At 59.7% G+C, this 16,730-nt stretch carries 18 protein-coding genes; 10 read left to right on the plus strand and 8 right to left on the minus strand.

Translation table 11 applies throughout. The features are described from left to right. Entirely contained in the window at positions 1-1,194 is a 1,194-nt protein-coding gene (locus ASU33_RS18420; protein ID WP_059072277.1) for an MFS transporter, read from the minus strand. A 183-nt stretch (positions 1,195-1,377) separates the two neighbouring features. Here ASU33_RS18420 and ASU33_RS18425 point away from each other — a divergent pair, with 183 nt between their 5' ends. From ASU33_RS18425 to queG, 9 genes are all read left to right on the plus strand, one after another. Further along, on the plus strand, positions 1,378-2,301 hold the full coding sequence (locus tag ASU33_RS18425; RefSeq protein WP_059072278.1) for a helix-turn-helix domain-containing protein: 924 nt from the start codon (positions 1,378-1,380) through the stop codon (positions 2,299-2,301). A 70-nt stretch (positions 2,302-2,371) separates the two neighbouring features. Continuing rightward, positions 2,372-3,142, plus strand: coding sequence for a DUF8737 domain-containing protein (locus tag ASU33_RS18430; protein ID WP_059072279.1), 771 nt, complete (start codon positions 2,372-2,374; stop codon positions 3,140-3,142). Between the two features lie 158 nt (positions 3,143-3,300). Next, positions 3,301-3,732 (plus strand): hypothetical protein, encoded by a 432-nt coding sequence (locus tag ASU33_RS18435; RefSeq protein ID WP_059072280.1) that lies wholly within the window; start codon positions 3,301-3,303, stop codon positions 3,730-3,732. Between the two features lie 105 nt (positions 3,733-3,837). Then, entirely contained in the window at positions 3,838-4,275 is a 438-nt protein-coding gene (locus ASU33_RS18440; RefSeq protein ID WP_078063238.1) for a DUF2267 domain-containing protein, read from the plus strand. Positions 4,276-4,493: 218 nt separating this feature from the next. Next, positions 4,494-5,543, plus strand: coding sequence for a Holliday junction branch migration DNA helicase RuvB (ruvB, locus tag ASU33_RS18445; RefSeq protein WP_059072281.1), 1,050 nt, complete (start codon positions 4,494-4,496; stop codon positions 5,541-5,543). Between the two features lie 67 nt (positions 5,544-5,610). Then, entirely contained in the window at positions 5,611-6,735 is a 1,125-nt protein-coding gene (locus ASU33_RS21965; protein ID WP_078063239.1) for a DUF4256 domain-containing protein, read from the plus strand. Positions 6,736-7,136: 401 nt separating this feature from the next. Next, entirely contained in the window at positions 7,137-7,664 is a 528-nt protein-coding gene (locus ASU33_RS18455) for a DUF2975 domain-containing protein (protein ID WP_078063240.1), read from the plus strand. Positions 7,665-7,667: 3 nt separating this feature from the next. After that, positions 7,668-7,868 (plus strand): helix-turn-helix domain-containing protein, encoded by a 201-nt coding sequence (locus tag ASU33_RS18460; RefSeq protein ID WP_059072283.1) that lies wholly within the window; start codon positions 7,668-7,670, stop codon positions 7,866-7,868. Positions 7,869-7,964: 96 nt separating this feature from the next. Continuing rightward, entirely contained in the window at positions 7,965-8,948 is a 984-nt protein-coding gene (gene queG, locus ASU33_RS18465) for a tRNA epoxyqueuosine(34) reductase QueG (RefSeq protein ID WP_059072284.1), read from the plus strand. On the opposite strand, the gene ASU33_RS18470 is transcribed toward queG, so the two are convergent. The 7 genes from ASU33_RS18470 to ASU33_RS18500 all read right to left on the minus strand — a co-directional run bounded on the left by ASU33_RS18470 (position 8,940) and on the right by ASU33_RS18500 (position 14,814). After that, complete coding sequence (locus ASU33_RS18470) at positions 8,940-9,134, minus strand: hypothetical protein (RefSeq protein WP_059072285.1); 195 nt, start codon at positions 9,132-9,134, stop codon at positions 8,940-8,942. The two genes, queG and ASU33_RS18470, sit on opposite strands and share 9 nt — an antisense overlap. A gap of 232 nt (positions 9,135-9,366) precedes the next feature. Next, complete coding sequence (locus tag ASU33_RS18475) at positions 9,367-10,230, minus strand: ferritin-like domain-containing protein (RefSeq protein ID WP_059072286.1); 864 nt, start codon at positions 10,228-10,230, stop codon at positions 9,367-9,369. A 15-nt stretch (positions 10,231-10,245) separates the two neighbouring features. Continuing rightward, positions 10,246-10,974: a ferritin-like domain-containing protein gene (locus ASU33_RS18480; RefSeq protein WP_059072287.1), complete on the minus strand. Its 729-nt coding sequence runs from the start codon at positions 10,972-10,974 to the stop codon at positions 10,246-10,248. 212 nt (positions 10,975-11,186) lie between these two features. Continuing rightward, positions 11,187-12,125: a ferritin-like domain-containing protein gene (locus ASU33_RS18485; RefSeq protein ID WP_059072288.1), complete on the minus strand. Its 939-nt coding sequence runs from the start codon at positions 12,123-12,125 to the stop codon at positions 11,187-11,189. 42 nt (positions 12,126-12,167) lie between these two features. Then, a complete protein-coding gene (locus ASU33_RS18490; protein WP_059072289.1) occupies positions 12,168-12,929 on the minus strand; it encodes a ferritin-like domain-containing protein in 762 nt (253 codons plus the stop codon). Positions 12,930-13,240: 311 nt separating this feature from the next. Then, positions 13,241-14,074: a ferritin-like domain-containing protein gene (locus tag ASU33_RS18495; protein WP_059072290.1), complete on the minus strand. Its 834-nt coding sequence runs from the start codon at positions 14,072-14,074 to the stop codon at positions 13,241-13,243. A 32-nt stretch (positions 14,075-14,106) separates the two neighbouring features. After that, on the minus strand, positions 14,107-14,814 hold the full coding sequence (locus ASU33_RS18500; RefSeq protein WP_059072291.1) for a ferritin-like domain-containing protein: 708 nt from the start codon (positions 14,812-14,814) through the stop codon (positions 14,107-14,109). A 312-nt stretch (positions 14,815-15,126) separates the two neighbouring features. Between ASU33_RS18500 and ASU33_RS18505 the strand changes: the two genes are divergently transcribed. Further along, on the plus strand, positions 15,127-16,674 hold the full coding sequence (locus tag ASU33_RS18505; protein WP_059072292.1) for a BatD family protein: 1,548 nt from the start codon (positions 15,127-15,129) through the stop codon (positions 16,672-16,674). The last annotated feature ends 56 nt before the right edge of the window (positions 16,675-16,730 follow it).

Below are 16,730 nucleotides of genomic sequence, written 5' to 3' on the forward strand. Positions count from 1 at the left end.
CTAAGGCTTAGCGGCAGCAGTTTGCGGCACAATTTGGCGTTGGTTGGCTACCTGTGCAAGCAACCCCGCCGCCGGACCTAGGGCCAACACCAGGTACACGTTGTGCGGCCCTAGGTAGTCCACCAGCCCGCTAGCAACCTGAATGCTTACTACCGTAATGGCGAAGCCCAGGCAGTTGACGATGGTAAGCGCTGTGCCACGCGTAGCCTCCGGCGCGCTCTGCGCTACCAGGGTTGAGAACAACGGCGAATCGGCTACTACCACCAAGCCCCAGAAGAACAAAAAAGCGAACAGCAACGGCGGGTGGCTTACCCGTAGCAGCAGGGGCGAGGCCACGCAGCACAAGCCCGACAACGCCAGCGCACCTAGGGCCACTTTGCGGCCCGGCACCACCTGCGAGAGCAGACCGCTGCCCATGCAAGCGAGTGCGCCCCCGCCGATAATCAGAAACGAAAGCAGCGGCACGGGCAGCTCGGCCCCTAGGTGCGTGCGGTTGTAGGTGCTGAGCATGGCAGGTACAAACGCCCAAAAGGTGTACAGCTCCCACATGTGGCCGAAGTAGCCAAACGCCGCCGCCCGAAAGCGCGGCACCCGAAAGCCCTCCAACATAGCCGTAAAGCGCAGCCGCTGGCCGGCTCGGCGGTGCGGCCCATCGGGCACCAGCACTGCCATGGCCACGCCGCCCAGCGTAGCCAGCGCCGAGGTAGCCACCAGCACGTAGTGCCAAGGCAGCGCGGTAGTAGCACTCCGGAGCAAATGCGGAAAAGCCGTGCCCAGCACCAGCGCCCCCACCAGAAAACCCAACGATTTACCAAGGCCGGCTTGGTAGTAGTCAGAGGCGATTTTCATGCCCACGGGGTAAATGCCCGCCAGGAAGAAACCCGTCAGAAAGCGCAGGGCCAGCAGGTGCACCGGCCCGGTTGCGGCCATCAGTACGCCTAGGTTGCACAAAGCCGCCAGCAAGGCACTTACCAAAAACACCCGCGAGGGCGAAAAGCGGTCGGCAATGGCCAGCACGGCAAAGGCCAGCGTGCCGCTGATAAAGCCCAGCTGCACGGCGCTGGTAAGGTTGGCCACAAAATCCTCGGCCAACCGGAATTGCCGGGCTATGTCGGGCGCCACGGCGTTGCCGGCAAACCAAAGCGAGGTACAGCAAAACTGAGCCAGCACAATAACCTGCAGTACACGACGCATGCGGTGGGAAAAGGAGAGAGGTGTCGCGACCTAGGGCGCAGAAAACGGAGAGCCGCAATAACGCAAATCCTACCGCTGCTGCGGCACCTTAGCGGCTAGGCGAGCTGCAAAACAATTCTTTCCGAGCCGGACAAGAACACCTAGGGGCTGCAGGGGTGTATCTTGGGGCAGCACCCCCGGCCCATGTACCGCACCGATTTTCCCGAACTAGGCTGGCTGAAGCGCGAGGTAAACCGCCGCTTCGCCGATGGCAACGGTTGGCCCAGCGTCGTCATTCAGGCGCGGCCAACGGTGGCGGTGCATCGGCCCGATATCCGTGGGCCGCTGTCGTTGTTCATGAACTTGCGCGGCAGTAGCACGTGCGCGGTGGCGCAGCACCGCGTGCGCATCGAAACCGACACGTACTTTCTCACCAATGCCGCCGAGCATTACACGCTCGACATCGAGGAGCCTGGCCAAACCGAAACTTTCAACATCCACTTCGGCGAGCAGCTGGCCGAAACCGTACTGCGCGACAGTACCACCGCCGAGGCAACGCTGCTCGATGACCCCGCTCGCCCCGGCGCCGCGGTGCACTTCTTCACCAAGCTTTATTCCAAAGATGCAGCCCTGGAGGCGTGGGTGCGGCAGCTGCAGGCCCATGCTGCCGACTTCAACGCCCATAGCCTGCTGCGCGACCAACTACTGCTGGGCTTGCTGGCGCATTTGCTGCAGGTGCATCGCCAAACGCAGCGTCAGGCTGCCGAACTGCCAGCAACCAAGCGCGCCACGCAGCTGGAGATTTTTCGCCGCCTGAGCTGGTCGGTTGATTACCTGCACAGCTACTACCCGCGCGATTTGAGCCTCGAGGAGCTGGCTCAAGTGGCCTGCCTGTCCAAGTTTCATTACCTGCGCCTGTTTCGGGCCTTGCACGGCCAAACTCCCTACGCCTACCTGCGCGAGCTGCGCCTGCGCAAAGGCCAGGAGCTGCTGCGCACCGGGCAGCTGCCCGTGGCCGATGTAGCCAATCTAGTAGGCTTCGAGAGCAGCAGTGCCTTTGGGCGGGCGCTGTACCAAAGCACTGGCCGCTGGCCCATGGCATTTCGGCCCGGCGCCCTCGCGAATTAGCAATTTCGGTCAACGCTTGCGGTAGGATGCCGGGCTACTTTTGGCTATTCTCTCATCAAGCACAAACGCTATGGAAACGAACGCACTGCAGGGCGCCAGCGCCCTGTTCATCGGCTTGGTAGTGGCGCTGTACCTTTTGGTGCTGCGCGGTACTTACCAGGCCTTTCGCCAGCAAGGGCCGCAATCGGCGGCCACTGCCCGCAGCCGTACGCTGGTAGCGGCCGCCGTGCTATTGCTGTGGCTGGCCGTTTGCGCTGCCGTGGCTGGCTCGGGTTTCTTGTCCGACTTCAATGCACGGCCACCTAGGCTGATGCTGGTATTGCCGCTGCCGCTGCTAACGGCCGTATGGCTAGCCCGCTCCGAGGCCGTTGGCCGCCTGCTCGATGCCATGCCGCGCGCGGGCTTGGTTGCCTTGCAAAGCTTCCGGGTGCTAATGGAAGTGGTGCTGTGGCTGCTGTTTGTGGGCGGCGAAATACCCGTGCAAATGACCTTCGAAGGCTTGAATTACGATATCCTGACGGGCCTCACGGCGCCTATTATAGCGTACTTCTGCTTTGTGCGGCGCAGCTGGCCGTGGCAGGTGGCTTTCGGCTGGAACATCGCCGGCCTGCTGATACTGGTCAACATCGTCACCATTGCTTTTTTGTCGGCGCCGCTGCCCATCCGGTACTTCTTCAACGAGCCGGCCAATACCATCGTCGCGCGCTTTCCGATGGTGTGGTTGCCCTGCTTTGTGGTGCCGCTGGCCTACACGCTGCATGTGCTTTCGATGCGGCAACTACTGCGCCGGGCTGCCGCAGCTCGGGTGCCTACGCCGCCTCACGCCGCCAGTTTGGCCTAGGTAGCTCAGGCGCGGTCCTGGGCAAGGCTGCAACCACTCGTGGAGCTGTGGTAAAATGAGGCTGGCTGGGGTAGCCAAAGCAGGCTAATCAGCAGCTCGTCAGTACCTAGCGGGGCGTAGTGGTCGTATAGCATATCTCAACCAAGCACCAAACCACTATGTCGCAGAACGCAGATGAGCGCCGCCAAGAGCGCCGCGAAGGTGATAAAGAAAATTACCGCAACGCCCCCGAAAGCCGCTACCAGCCCGACCGCAACAACCCGTCGCGCCACCACGACCGCAACCCTAACGACGACGGCGACGCCACGCAGGACTTTAATACCATCGGCGACGACGGCACCTCCGATGGCATTGCCAAAACCTCGGCCGGCTCGGGTGCCAACAACCTAGGTTCGGGCGGCTTGGTGCAAGACACCAACACCCGCAGCCGCGACGCCGACCAGGGTGGCACGCAAGGAGGCGGCTCCAAGAGCGATGATCAAAGCCACCTGCGCACGCCCAGCGCCCAAGGCACGCACCGCTCGCAGGGCAACTCGCACGATGGCGGCCAAAGTGCCCAAAAAGGCTCGCGCAGCGGCAACCAAGTGTAGCGCCAGCCTAGGCTAATCAAGCTCATACCGAGCACCTATGCCGCCGGCGGTGCAGCACGCACCGCCGGCGGCCGTGTTGTCACTCCCACGCCAACGTTCAGCTGTATGTCGCTCAACTTCGAAAAGTACGTGGCCGAAGCCAATGCCTGGCTGCATGTGGTAGGTCGGCACCTAGGCATCCAAAACCGGGCCCAAGCCGGCCGTATCTTCAGGGCCGTGCTCCACGCCCTGCGCGACCGGATACCCGCCGAGAAAGCTGCGCACCTAGGGGCGCAGCTGCCCATTATCTGGAAGGGCATTTACTTCGATGGGTATAAGGTGCGGCGCGAGCCCATTGTAGTGCGGCACGCGCAGGATTGGCTCGTGTTCGTGGCCTCTTACGACGCCTTTGCCGAAGGCCACGATTTCCCGACGGCCGAGCACACGCGCCGCGCGTTCATGGGCGTAATGAATGCCTTGGAAGAGTTGCTCTCGCCGGGACAGTATTCGCAGGTAGTCGATGCCCTGCACACCGACATTCAGGAACTGCTGTATGTGCACTAGCGCCTAGGTAGCTCCGCAGCAAAGCCCGGTTCTGGCTTCCAGAGCCGGGCTTTTTTGTAAGCCGATCAGCAGGAACAAGTAACTTGGCTAATTATTTTAGTTGATGATCTGATGGCTACTATTTATTTGCTAAAAATATTGTGCACGCGAAATGTTTTCGCCCCGGCCGATGTTACCTTAGCTCTGAAACTCTGACCGCCGAACTACCTTCGTTTCGTATGCGCGAATCGTACCTGACAGGTGGAAACTCCCACATGGACGCCACCGATAAAGAAATTGACAAGGCCCTGCGCCCCCTTAGCTTCGACGACTTCACGGGTCAGGCCAAGGTGGTGGAGAACCTGAAAGTGTTTGTGGCGGCCGCCAAGCAACGCGGCGACGCCCTCGACCACGTTCTGCTGCACGGGCCTCCTGGCCTCGGCAAAACCACGTTGTCGCACATCATTGCCAACGAGCTCGGTTCGGGCATCAAGATGACCTCGGGCCCGGTGCTCGACAAGCCCTCCGACCTGGCGGGCTTGCTCACCAACCTCGATCCGCACGACGTGCTCTTCATCGACGAGATTCACCGCCTCAATCCGGTGGTGGAGGAGTACCTGTACTCGGCCATGGAGGACTACCGCATCGACATCATGCTCGACTCGGGCCCCAACGCCCGCTCCGTGCAGATTTCGCTGTCGCCGTTCACGCTCATCGGGGCTACCACGCGCTCGGGCATGCTCACGGCGCCGCTGCGCGCCCGCTTCGGCATTTCGTCGCGCCTGGAGTATTACGACGCCAAGCTGCTCACCGACATCGTGCAGCGCTCGGCCGAAATCCTGGGCACGCCCATCCACGAGGATGCGGCCTTCGAAATTGCCCGCCGCTCGCGCGGTACACCCCGTATCTCCAATAACCTGCTGCGCCGTACTCGCGACTTTGCTCAGATCAAAGGCACCGGCACCATCACCCGCGAAATTGCCCAGTTCGCCCTGAGCGCCCTCGATGTTGACTCGCAAGGCCTCGACGATATGGACAAGCGCATTCTGTCGACCATCATCGACAAGTTTAAGGGTGGCCCGGTAGGCATCACCACCATTGCTACGGCCTGCGGCGAAGAAGCCGAAACCATCGAGGAAGTGTACGAGCCGTTCCTGATTCAGGAAGGCTACATCAAGCGCACCTCGCGGGGCCGCGAAGCCACCGAGCAAGCCTATACGCACCTAGGGCGCCCGCTGCCGCAGCACTTGCGTGGCAACGTAGCCGGCGACCTGTTCGCGCAAGAGTAACCTGTGATTTATTGTGCAAAAATGCACCGCCCAACGGCGGTGCATTTTTGCGTTAGGCTGGCTGCATATGCACGCTTTTTCCGCTACGCTCGAGCTGATCGGTGTAAACCCTTTTGTGCAAATGCCTGCCGATGTGTTGGCCGACGTGTTTTCCAAAGCAGGGCGCAGCAAAGGGCCGATACGGGTGCACGGAACTATCAACAACCAGCCCTATGAGCAAACGTTGGTGCGCTATGCCGGCGAATGGCGCTTGTACATCAACCTAACGATGTTGGCTAATTCGCCCCGGCGCATTGGCGAAATACTGGCCGTTACGCTCGACTACAACCCGGTAGGCCCGCCCGTGCTGACGTGCCCCACCTTTGAGCGGGCATTAGCCGAAGCTCCCGAGGCCCAACAAGTTTTTGATGGGTTGTCGGCCTCGCGGCAAAACGAGCTGGTGCGCTACCTGGTGCGTTTGAAAAGCGAGGAAGCCTTGACGCTTAATATCGAGCGCGCCATCGGATTTCTGTTGGGCAAAAACCGTTTCGTCGGCCGCGACCGGCCTAACCTCAATTGCCTTGGGTTTTGCCCATGCCCGCCTTTGCCAAATGTGCTAGTTTCAGCGGTACAAACGAACACCTCGGCCACCATGGGTAGTAACGAAATAGCCCCCGACCAGCAGGAGCAACTGCTTAGCGTACTGGAAAACAGATTCCGCGAAAATTTGCACCGCCATGCCGGCCATTCTTGGGGGGAGTTAAAAGGCCGACTCCAGGCCAACCCGTCGAAATTATGGGCGCTATCGGAAATGGAACGAACCGGCGGCGAGCCCGACGTAATAGGGTTTGACGCCGCAACGGGCGAGTATCTGTTCTGCGACTGCGCGGCCGAAACGCCCCTAGGTCGCCGTGGTGGTTGCTACGACCGCCAAGGGCTGGAGGCCCGAAAGGAGCACAAGCCAGCAAGCAATGCCATGGATATGGCAGCGGCAATGGGCATTGAGCTGCTGACGGAAGAACAATACCGAAGCTTGCAGCAACTCGGCCGGTTCGATGCCAAAACCTCGAGCTGGTTGCAAACGCCTGCCGAAGTTCGCAAGCTTGGCGGGGCGCTGTTCGCCGATTACCGCTACGGCAGGGTTTTCGTGTATCACAACACGGCGCAGTCGTATTATTCCTCCAGAGGGTTTCGCGGGCTGCTCAGGGTGTGAGCCCCTAGGTGCATAGCACCGTACAGGGCGAAGGCACCTAGCACGCCTGCACGCACCTAGGTCGTCCATTTCGCAGCCTCTGCACGGCAACATGGACCGATGAGCCGCTCATGCCGAAACATGTTTTTTACCAAGAACACCCGACGTCGGTTCCTTAAGCTGACGCCGGGTGTTCGTGTATTCAAGTAAACGCAAAACCCTGCTAGCCGCTGGTTACTCTACATCTGCAGGTCGCAATTCTCATTAGGTCAACTTGTCTTAATTGACCCTTACTAGCTATGAGGGCTCAAAAAATATATCTGATTTTTATTGATTATCAATAAAAATTTATCGAAAGTTGTTCAAGCAGAAGTCTGTTGCTGCAAGTACCAGAACTTAATAAACCAACACCCTAACACCCTATGAAAACCAAGTCAACGCTTGTTCTGACCATTATGCACGTCGTGTTCTGGGTCTTGCTTATTGGGTTGTGTATCCAGACCGGAGCCATTTTGATTTCGTTTTTCGTGAGCGAGTTTATCAACCCAGTGGGTGCGCAAAACTTGTACATGGGCTTGAACTTGGCTGCGCTAAAAAATTACGCCGAGGTGCACTACGTGGGTGTGGTATCCTTTATGGTGTACTTCCTGGCGGTAAAAGCATACATGGCTTACTTGGTCATTCAGATTTTCCGAAAAATCGACTTCGCGGCGCCTTTCAGTCCGGAAATAGCTGCGCTGATCACCAAAATCAGTCACGCTGCTTTGGCAGCCGGCGTAGTGGCCATAGTGGCCAACAACTACACTAAATGGCTGCTGAAGAGCGTGTCAATTGACATCCCAACTTGGTCGGGCGATGAGTTCCTGTTTCTGGCCGGCATCATCTTCATCATCGCGCAGGTGTTTCAGAAGGGCACCGACATCCAGGCGGAAAACGCATTGACGGTTTAGCAAATGCCGATAATCGTGAACCTGGATGTGATGATGGCCAAGCGCAAAATGTCGTTAAGCGAACTGTCGGAGAAAGTGGACTTGACGCTGGCCAACCTTTCCATTCTGAAAACGGGCAAAGCCAAAGCCGTACGCTTCAGTACGCTCGAAGCGCTGTGTAAAGCGCTAGACTGCCAACCCGGCGATTTATTGGAATGTCGCTGAACCAAGCAGCAGGAACGCCGGGCCCGTGTTGAGTGTTGAAAGCAACGCTTAAGCCAGTAGCACCTTGGTAGCGGCTTAACCCCGACCTTTGCCCGCATGCTTGCCTCCGACATTACCCGCGCCGAACACACCGCCTTTATTAAGCGCCGGGCGGCGGAGCTGGGCTTTATGGCCTGCGGCATCTCACGGGCTGAGTTCCTGGAAGAAGAAGCCCCGCGCTTGGAACAGTGGCTCGCCAAAGGCATGCAGGGCCAGATGCGCTGGATGGAAAACCACTTCGACAAGCGCCTCGACCCGCGCCTGCTCGTGGACGGTGCCAAGTCGGTGATTTCGCTGCTGCTGAACTACTACCCGGCCGCCGAAGACCAGCAGCCCGACGATACGCTGAAGGTAAGTAAGTACGCCTACGGCCGCGACTACCACCACGTCATCAAAGACAAGCTGAAAACCCTGCTGCAGGACATACAGGCGCATATCGGCGAGGTGGGCGGCCGCGCGTTCGTCGATTCGGCGCCGGTGCTCGATAAGGCCTGGGCCAAGAAGAGCGGCCTGGGCTGGGTCGGCAAGAATTCGAACCTGATTACGCCTGGCGCGGGCTCGTTCTATTTCATTGCCGAGCTGATTGTGGATGTGGAGCTCAGCTACGATGGCCCCATCCGCGACTACTGCGGCTCCTGCACGCGCTGCCTCGATGCGTGCCCCACGCAGGCTATTACCGAGCCCTACGTGGTGGATGGCAGCAAGTGCATCAGCTACTTTACCATCGAGCTAAAAGAACAATTGCCCGCCGACGTACAGGGTCAGCTGGGCAATTGGATATTCGGGTGTGATATCTGCCAGGATGTGTGCCCCTGGAACCGCTTTTCGCGGGCTACGCAGGAGGAGCAGTTTAAGCCGCACCCGCACCTGAAGGAGATGCGCGAGAGCGACTGGCAGGAAATCACGCAGGAAGTATTTCAGACGTTGTTTCGGCACTCGGCCGTGAAGCGCACCGGCTACCAAGGCCTCACGCGTAACATCCGGTTTGTTGCGGGCAAGCCTTCGCTCGGCACGCCCGCAACCGAACCTGAATTAAGCTAACCGCACCTGCCGGAAGACCCGGTTGAGCACGCGGCGGTAAAGTTTAGAGAACTGCTGGTAACACCACGCCTTCAACTCACTTACCTCGTCGGGCACAAGCGCACGCAGGGCCTTTCGAAGTTCCTTCTCGAACAGCATTCGGTCGAAGCTGACTTTAAGCAGGATGGTTTTTACATATTCCAGCATTGTAGTAGGTGATAGTGTTTTGGGTAGGGTAAAAACGCCATCTGGGTAGCGGCGGCTCTCTATACGTGTACCAACGAAAAAAGCTGAAGCAACATTATAGATGCCATTTTGCTACGGAGAAAGGTACAATAATTAAAATTCAAAATGCAAGATGATTGTTCAGCTATTCGGAAAAAATAATCCCCCGTTAAGTTGAGCTTAACGGGGGATTAATGTTCGGGCTTGCAGCAGCTTACGCCGTGAACAGCGCCACTACGGCTTGCACGGCTGTTGCCGTAAGCGGCTCGTCGATAGCCTCCGTTACGGCGGCTCGTCTCTCGGCCTCGGTAATGGCCGGCGAGAAGGGCAATAGGGGAGTAATTGTACTAAGGTCAACTTCGCGGGTGGCGGTTACCAATTGGCGTACGCGGTCTTCGCCGGCGTACACCGGAGCCGTAGCCGAGGGCACGGGGCCGCCGTTGTCGGTGGCGCTAACCCAGGGCTTCACGTCGGTGCCGCGCTGGCGGCGCAGCAGGCGCAGGTGCGCGCTGTGGCGGCCTTCAACCGTTACGCCACGCGTGGCCAAGGTCAGCAGATCGTCGTTGCTGGTGAGCAGCGACACTTGCCCTAGGTAAGCCCGCACGCTCAGGTCTTCGAGAACCTGCGCCACGGCCAGCATGGTGTCGGTGTTCGAAAACACATCGGCAAAGGCGGCAGCTTGCGTGCCGCCGCGAGTGCCCGTGAAGTCGTAGCGGGGGCGGGCTGGTACTGCACCACCCGATGCCGCAACTATGGCCTCGAGCCGGGCAATGTGCTGGCGCTGCTGCTCCCGGATGAGGGTAAGATCGGGCTGAATAGCGGCCGGCACGAGCGTGGGGGTGCCCAGCGCACGGCCGTAAAATTCATCTTGCAGCCACTCAACCTGCAGCAACAGCAGCAAAGCATCGAGCTGGGTGCCGGCACGTTGTGCCACGGCGGGTTGCGCCACGGCACCTAGGGCCAGCGGCAGGGTAGCGGCAGCCGTGCGAGCCAGTTGCGACAGGGCGCTGCGGCGGGCCGTGGGCTGCTCCGATGCAGCGGCGCCGGCCAGTTGATCAATAAGCGAAAGCAAATTCATGGGGGAAAGCCGGCCTTAGGTGGTGGGTAAACCGTTGCCGGTAATAGGCAAGGTGGTGTACTTGCTAAGCTCAGTGAGCACCGCCGCGGGCGCCAGAGCCTGGTTGAAGCCCGCATCGACGCCGGTGTTGGCTACCGCTTCGGCTGCCGCAAAGGAGCCGGGCTGCAGCAAATCGCGCACGGTGGCCGAGTGGCGACCCTCTACGGCGGCCAAGCGCACCGCAAGCTGCATGTACACCGTGCTCGTGAACAGGCGAATAACCCCGCCCAACGCGGCCGTGCCTAGGTCCTCAATGGTGCGGGCAGCTGTGAGCACGCCTTGGCGGTTGGTAAGCGTAAGGCTGGCGTAGTTGAACTCGACGCCCACCAGGTTGCTAATGCCGATGTCGTTTACCAACGAGTTTTCCTTGAGCACGCTGCCCAGCAGCTCGCGGTGCATCAGCTCGTGGCGGTGGATGTCGCGCAGCAAGGCGAGGTCGGCAGAGGTAAGGTCGGAGGGCGGCGTGGTGATTACGCGCTGGTAGAAATCGGCCGAAAAGCGCTCCAGCAAAAACAAGTACGCTACCAAGCCAGCGTCGCCGGTGGGCAACTCAAAGGTGGTAGCAACGGGTTCGGGTTCGGGGTCATCGTCGCCGCAGGCCGCCAGCAGCAGCGAAGCGGCGGTAAGGGCACCGGCCTGGCGCAAAAACGTGCGGCGGGGCGGTACTTCCGGTTGCGGACGGAAGGCAGACTGTGCGTCGGACATGCGTAGAGAAAATACGTAGCGGCCAGCAAAGGCCTGAACGGCAAAGGTAGTCCGTTCGGGCTGAAATGAAGCAGGCTTTTCGGTAGCGAGTCGCCCCGCGCTCAAAGCGTTGCACGGCACCTAGGGCAGGCATAAAAAAAGACGACCCCTGTTGCCAGGGGTCGTCGCAGTGGGTTTTTCAGCAACGGCAACCTAGGGCTGCCGTGCTTGGCTTAGGCAAACAGCACGGTGTTGCCCGGCGCCCGGAACAAGCGGGCAATGCTCTTCACGGTGTTGGCGTCCAGCGGTTCGTCGAACGACTCCGAGGCGCCTGCTGCCGTGATGGTAACGCCGGTGGTGTTCGTCTGGATGTTCACGCCGGCTTGGGTAATGTTGCTTTCAGCCGGGAAGAAAATATCCGTAGCACCGCCGGTAGCCGGGGTGCCCGGGCCGTAGATGGGAGTGGTAGTGGGCGGAGCCGAGCCGCCGTTGTCGGTACCCGAAATCCAGCTCTTCGGCTTCTGGTTGAGGTTGTTCATATCGGCCGCAGCGCCGGGGCCACCACGACGAATGGAACGGATGTGCGACGAGTGACGAGCCTCAACCGAGTGAATGTTCAGGGCGGCTTCGAGCAGGTCTTTGTTCGGCATCAGAATGGGAGCACCGCCTTTGTAGGCGCGCACGCCGGTGTCAACAAAGCCTTGGGCTACCCCGAAGTACGTGGCTTGGTTGGTAAACACATCGGGGAAACGGCCGCCGCCAGTGTAATCGAAAGCGGTAACGGGCGGGTCGGTTTGGCTGAAGGCCTGCGAACCTAGGGCGCCGCGCAGTACTTTGATGTGGCCCGACTCGTCGTTGCGAATTTTCTCAATACCGGGGCGCTCGGCGGCCGGAATAAGGTTGGCTGACTTCAGGCCCGTGTCATAGAAGTAAAACTCCAGGTACTCAAGCTGCAAGGCCAGGTTCAGCACGGCTGCGATTTCGGCAGGCAGCGAACCGGTTTGGCCGTAAGCGCGCGTAAACAGGCCGCTGACCACGGCCGGCAGGGTAGCGGCCGTTACGGCTTTGCCCATATTGCCGAAGTGCTTGAATACGCGCCGGCGCGAATCGAACCGGTCGTACACTTCGGGGTCTACTTTTTCGATGTCGGAAATAAGCTTGAACAGATCCATGATCGGAAGAGGCTGATGTTGATGTGGGGATGTAGCTGGCGATTAGCGCAAGTTGTTGGCGCTTACTTTCGAGCCCGATTTCAGGAACTGGTTGGCCGTGGTTAGTACCTCGGCTGGGCGCTTGGAGCGCTCGAGGCCGGTGCCGTTGCCAACGCCCGGGCCCGAGGTGCCCGAAGTAGGCGTGAACAGATCCACCACATCGTTGTCGACGAAGGAATTGTAAGCCAGCAGGTCGCGAATCAGGCCTGCGTGGCGTGCCTCTACCGATACAATTTTACCGGCAATTACCAGGTAAGCCGGCGTTTGAATAAAGCGGCCAGCGCCGTTGTACGCCGCTACGCCTAGGTCTTCAAAAGCCTTGGCGGCGTTGAGCACGCTGCTGCGGTCGTTGAAGTTGATTGAGGAGAAGTCGGGCTCAAGCTGCTTAATGGCAGCGGTGCCCAGGGCTGTCTTGAAGAAGTCGGCGTGGGCCTTCTCATGGATAGCCAAGTCATCGAGGATCATGCGCTCGGCACTGCTGGCGTTGAGGCCGGTGTAGTATGTGCCGGTTTTTACCTGGGCATAAAACGCAGCCTCCAATTGCTCCAGTGCATATGCATAGTTCAGCACTCCGGTATCGCCCGAGCCTACATCAATGCCATTTTCAACGTCGTCGTCATCGTCGTCGCAGCCGGCCAGCAGCAAGCCAGTAGCACAAGCCGTGAAGCCAGCGTAGCGCAAAAATGCACGTCGTTGGATGGGTTGCAAGAGCGCTCCGCCCTGCGTTGCCTCCTCCTGCTCAGGAGAGTGTTTGGTCGTGGCCATATAAACTTTTAGGGTTGGTTGGTGAATGGCAAAAGGCAATAGGCATCTGTCCGGAGCCGGGCACGGCTCGGTAGGAAAGAAACACCGGAATGGATTGGGGGAGGAACTGCAACCCTTTACGCGACCCTAACCACGCAAGGTTGTACTTGAGCTTGCTTTTTTATTATATAATATTGGTTTAATATATTTATAGCCGTGCTTAGGAACCCTTCTACAGGTATTGCCAGGGCCGAAACAGGCGGCTATAAATGCACAAAGCCGACCTCCCGAAGGAGGCCGGCTTGGCAACAAAAAAATTGACTATTAATGCGCTAAGCGCGCACGTAGGGCGTAGCCAGCGTAGTAACGGTGCCGCGGTCGAGCGGCTCGTCGAAGGCTTCGCTTACCTCGGCAGCAGTGTAGCCCAAGGTAGTCAGGTTTACACCGGCTTGCGACACGTTGTCCTCGGCGGGGTGGTCGGCCACGGGGTTGCCGCCGCCATAAATGGCATCGGGCGCGCCGTTAGCTTCCTTGTTTGTAATCCAGCCAAACTGCTGGGCTCCGCCACCGGCCGCGGCGCGGCGCATCATGCGGATGTGCGCCGCGTGGCGAGCTTCAACCGAGTGAATTTGCAGCGCTGTTTGCAGCACGTTGTTCGGAGCACCCTTCAGAGCACCGGCCTGGCCTTTGTAAGCACGTACGCCTAGGTCCTCGAAAGCCTGCGCAAACGTGAGGAACGAGTTGTAGGTGGCAAAGGCGTTGCCGAAATCGAAGCTGCGCGGAGCCGGAGCCGCTGCGCTACCTAGGGCCGAAGCCAGCAGCTGTACGTGCGCCGTTTCGTTGTCTTTGATTTTCTGAATGGCGTTGCGCGCGGCGCTGCCCGACGAAAGGTTAACCGCCAAGGTAGGGGCGGCCAGCGCCTGAACGTAGAACGCCTCCTCGAGGCGCTCGAGCAACAGGGCGTAGTTCAGCACATCGGTTACGCTGCTGCCCGACTGGGCCAGCGCTTTGTTGAATACCGAGCCAATGGCGATAGGCGCCGAAGCCAACGCAAACTTTTTGGCCATGTTGCCCAGCGACGCAAACGCATCGCGACGGGAGTTTAGTCGGCCCATTACCTCCGGGTCAACTTGTTCCAGGTCGGAAAGAATCTTGAACAGGTTCATTGCAGGAAAAACTAGCAGGGTTGAGGAATGGACTAGCGGCCGACCTGGCTACCGTCGATTTTGTCTTTGATGAAGGGCTGCGCAGCCGTGAGCACGTCGCTTACCGACAGGGCTTGATCGAGGCCCTGAGCATTCACCACATCGTTAGCGAAGGTACCGTTGCTGATCAGGTCGCGAATCACGGCCGCGTGGCGCGCCTCAACCGACACGATTTTGCCGGCCAGCGTCAGGAAAGCCGTGCTTTGAAGCAGGGGGCCGGCGCCGTTGTAGGCCGCTACACCTAGGTCCTCAAACGTACGGGCGGTGGTCAGCACGCTGGTGCGGTCGTTGAAGTTTACCTTCGAGAAATCGGGCGTGAGGCCCTTGATGGCATTGTTGGCCAGCGCGGCTTTGAAGAAGTCGCGGTGCACGGCCTCGTGCTTGGCAATGGCCTGCATAATGGCGCGCTCATCGGCCGTGATGCCGCTGTAGGGCGTAGCCACTACTTGAGCGTAGAAGGCCGCTTCGAGTTGCTCCAGGGCGTAAGCATAGTTCAGCACCCCGATGTCGCCCGAGCCGAGCTTCACGGCGTCGGAGTTCGGCATATCATCGTCGTCATCGTCGCAGCCGGCGAGCAGCAGGCCGGTGGCGCAGGCCGTAAGGCCGGTGTAGCGCATAAACAAGCGCCGGTCGATGGGCTGAACCAGCCGATTGCCCAGGCCTGTTTCCTCGGGGCCGGTGTGGTGTTGTTGGGTGGCCATGTGAAAGTGAAATGGTTGGTGAACGATTAAGTAAGCCGCACTCCTGGCACTGCCTAGCCCGCCGAGGGCCTAGGTGGCTGCGCCTGCCCTGAAGCGGGTGGAGTTGCCGGGACCTACGCCACCACTAGCCCAACTGGATTTCACCAGCCTATTATTTTTCTGCAGCTTGGCCTGGGTATCATTACATCTGGGGTAAATAGCAGGCAAGTCAAAAGCCGTTCTGCCGCCTGTCCACCACGTTTTTTGCGTAGTTTTGACTACATGCCTTGGCGACTAATTTTTTCTTTCTGGGGGTGGCTTTGGCTGATTTATGTGGCTACGCCCACAGCCGCGGCACAAGCGCCGGCACAGCCCACGCCGCCACCGGCCGCGGCCAGCGCACCGCCGGCTGGCCAGCAAGCAGCCTTAGAGCTAGGGCGTACCACCTTTCCCATCAACGAGTACTTTACCATTGCCATTCGGCTCAGCGGCGCACCGCTGGAGAAGTACTCGGCCTTTCCGGATATCGAAGGGTTTAAGAAGAGCGGCAAAACCTCTACTACTACCACGCGCACCAGCCAGGGGCGCAGCGCCGTAGAGTTAGTACTTACGCAGCGCTACGCCGCGTTTGCCGAGGGTGACTTTACGCTGAAACCCTTCAGCATTACCGTAAACGGGCAAGTGTTACGCTCGGCTGGAGCTGCCTTGCACGTGGTGCCGCAGCCCACCGCCCCAGCCACTACGCCGCCCACCGCCGCAACGCCCAATGCGCAAGCCCCGCCGGCAACGGCACCATCTAGCAAGCAGCCGTTGCAGGGCATCGGGCTGCTCGATCAGCTCCTAGGTAAGCCCAAGCCGCAGGAGCTAATCGAGCAGCCCGACCAGGCATTTCTATCCGTCGAGCCCAACAAAACCACCGCTTGGGTAGGCGAGCCGGTGCACGTGGGCATGTACCTGTACCTAGCACCTACCGACCAAGGCCTGCTCGATTTCCACCGCTTTGCCGAGCAGCTGCCCACCTTGCTGCGCCAATTGCGCCAACCCGGCGCCTGGGAAGAAACCTTTGACGAAACCAATATTAGGCCCGATTCGGTGCGGGTGGGTGGCAAGCCGTTTTTGCGCTATCAACTGCACGAGGCGGTGTACTATCCGCTTAGCACCAAGCCGCTCAGCTTTCCGGTAATTGGGTTGCAGATGATTAAATACCGGCTGGCCAAGCGCCCATTGCCCGGCACCGATAGCCGCGTGGTGGGCTACAAAACATATTTCTCGCGGCCACGCACCGTGCAGGTAAAAGCCCTGCCTGCGCCACCAGCTGGTATTGCCGCGGCTCCGGTAGCCGTGGGCCGCTACAGCTTGCGCGAAGGCCTCGACCGCACCAAGTTCCAGACGGGCCAAACCGTGAGCTACACGCTGGTAGTCGAAGGCGAAGGTAACCTTACGGCCCTCACGCCACCTGCCGTTCAGGCTCTTGCTGGCCTGGAGGTGTACGGCCCCGAAATCAGGCAAGAAGTTACCCGCGCCAACGGCCGCGTTACGGGGCGCAAAATCCTCCGCTACCGCTTGGTGCCCAGCCAGCCCGGCCAGCTGAACCTAGGCGATATTCTGGCCGTGCCCACCTTCGATTATGCCAAGGGCAAATACAATACCCTGCGCTCCGACCTCACGCTGCAGGTAAGCGGCCCGGCTGTATCGCCTCCGCAAGAGGTAACCGCCTTCGTACGTACCGATCCTTTTTATCAGCAGCAGCTCGCCAAAGCCAGCAGCACTTTGCAAGCCCTCGATACGCCCAAGCAGGTGCGTCGCTACGCCAACTTTGTGCTGGCCGTGCTGCTGGTAGTAGCCGTGTTTGGCTGGTGGACAGCCCGCGACCGGCCCTAGGTAGTAGTTGGGCCACATAACAACAAGGGCCGCCCGGGAGTGTACCGGGCGGCCCT

The sequence above is a fragment of the Solirubrum puertoriconensis genome (assembly GCF_001483135.1).
GTDB lineage: Bacteria > Bacteroidota > Bacteroidia > Cytophagales > Hymenobacteraceae > Solirubrum > Solirubrum puertoriconensis.

Coding starts and splice junctions, on each gene's coding strand:
- ASU33_RS18425 (WP_059072278.1), top strand. CDS start 1,378: ATGTACCGCACCGATTTTCCCGAACTAGGCTGGCTGAAGCGCGAGGTA.
- ASU33_RS18455 (WP_078063240.1), top strand. CDS start 7,137: ATGAAAACCAAGTCAACGCTTGTTCTGACCATTATGCACGTCGTGTTC.
- ASU33_RS18475 (WP_059072286.1), bottom strand. CDS start 10,230: ATGAATTTGCTTTCGCTTATTGATCAACTGGCCGGCGCCGCTGCATCG.
- ASU33_RS18500 (WP_059072291.1), bottom strand. CDS start 14,814: ATGGCCACCCAACAACACCACACCGGCCCCGAGGAAACAGGCCTGGGC.
- ASU33_RS18485 (WP_059072288.1), bottom strand. CDS start 12,125: ATGGATCTGTTCAAGCTTATTTCCGACATCGAAAAAGTAGACCCCGAA.
- ruvB (WP_059072281.1), top strand. CDS start 4,494: ATGCGCGAATCGTACCTGACAGGTGGAAACTCCCACATGGACGCCACC.
- ASU33_RS18490 (WP_059072289.1), bottom strand. CDS start 12,929: ATGGCCACGACCAAACACTCTCCTGAGCAGGAGGAGGCAACGCAGGGC.
- ASU33_RS18480 (WP_059072287.1), bottom strand. CDS start 10,974: ATGTCCGACGCACAGTCTGCCTTCCGTCCGCAACCGGAAGTACCGCCC.
- queG (WP_059072284.1), top strand. CDS start 7,965: ATGCTTGCCTCCGACATTACCCGCGCCGAACACACCGCCTTTATTAAG.
- ASU33_RS18495 (WP_059072290.1), bottom strand. CDS start 14,074: ATGAACCTGTTCAAGATTCTTTCCGACCTGGAACAAGTTGACCCGGAG.
- ASU33_RS18430 (WP_059072279.1), top strand. CDS start 2,372: ATGGAAACGAACGCACTGCAGGGCGCCAGCGCCCTGTTCATCGGCTTG.
- ASU33_RS18460 (WP_059072283.1), top strand. CDS start 7,668: ATGCCGATAATCGTGAACCTGGATGTGATGATGGCCAAGCGCAAAATG.
- ASU33_RS18470 (WP_059072285.1), bottom strand. CDS start 9,134: ATGCTGGAATATGTAAAAACCATCCTGCTTAAAGTCAGCTTCGACCGA.
- ASU33_RS18440 (WP_078063238.1), top strand. CDS start 3,838: ATGTCGCTCAACTTCGAAAAGTACGTGGCCGAAGCCAATGCCTGGCTG.
- ASU33_RS21965 (WP_078063239.1), top strand. CDS start 5,611: ATGCACGCTTTTTCCGCTACGCTCGAGCTGATCGGTGTAAACCCTTTT.
- ASU33_RS18435 (WP_059072280.1), top strand. CDS start 3,301: ATGTCGCAGAACGCAGATGAGCGCCGCCAAGAGCGCCGCGAAGGTGAT.
- ASU33_RS18420 (WP_059072277.1), bottom strand. CDS start 1,194: ATGCGTCGTGTACTGCAGGTTATTGTGCTGGCTCAGTTTTGCTGTACC.